Genomic DNA, 626 nt, shown 5'->3' with positions numbered 1-626 from the left:
GTTCATTTCATTCCCATCTCCTACTATTTATTCCAATCATTTTTCGAAAGTCCAAACATAATTTCGGTTACATATTGGCCTTTAAAATATGAATTTTCTATTATTTTTATCTGTTGAAATCCTAACTTCCTTAATAATTTAATTGAGGGTGAATTTTGCTCATCAGCGATTGCGTTTATTTTTTCTTTGTTTAATTCATTGAATAAATAATCAAGTATTCCTTGTAATGCTTCAAAGGCATATCCCTTATTCTGATACGTTGGCTCTAATGTAAAGCCGACTTCAACTTGATTTTTAGGATTTGATAAAGTGTGTACTCCTATATCCCCTATTAGTTGACCATCCATTTTATTTTCAATCGCTACTTGAACCCAAGAATCGGGAATGTTCATTTCAGCTGACTTTTGCTTTTCGATAAAATTTATCGCTTGTTCATATGTATAATTTTCCCAGCCTTGATAAATCGCCACATCTGGATTTGAACGATATTTATAAAAGTTGCTAACATCCTCATCTTTAAACCTTCTAAGTTTTAATCGACTAGTCTCTATTTCAAAAAATTCTAGTTTGCTCATATTCCACCTCTAAAAATTCTCATTCTATTTTAATGGTACATTCAATTATAC

General features: G+C 30.7%; 1 protein-coding gene. It reads right to left on the bottom strand.

Annotated features, from left to right (window positions below):
* Positions 1-23 precede the first annotated feature (23 nt).
* Positions 24-575 carry a GNAT family N-acetyltransferase gene (locus CN514_RS25120; RefSeq protein WP_098234861.1) on the bottom strand — a complete coding sequence of 184 codons (552 nt, stop codon included), beginning with the start codon at positions 573-575 and terminating at the stop codon, positions 24-26.
* Between the last annotated feature and the right edge of the window lie 51 nt (positions 576-626).

This window comes from Bacillus sp. AFS001701 (assembly GCF_002559405.1).
Taxonomy (GTDB): domain Bacteria; phylum Bacillota; class Bacilli; order Bacillales; family Bacillaceae_G; genus Gottfriedia.
Note: the sequence above shows the minus strand (reverse complement) of the source record. Positions and strands in the feature narration are given on the sequence as shown.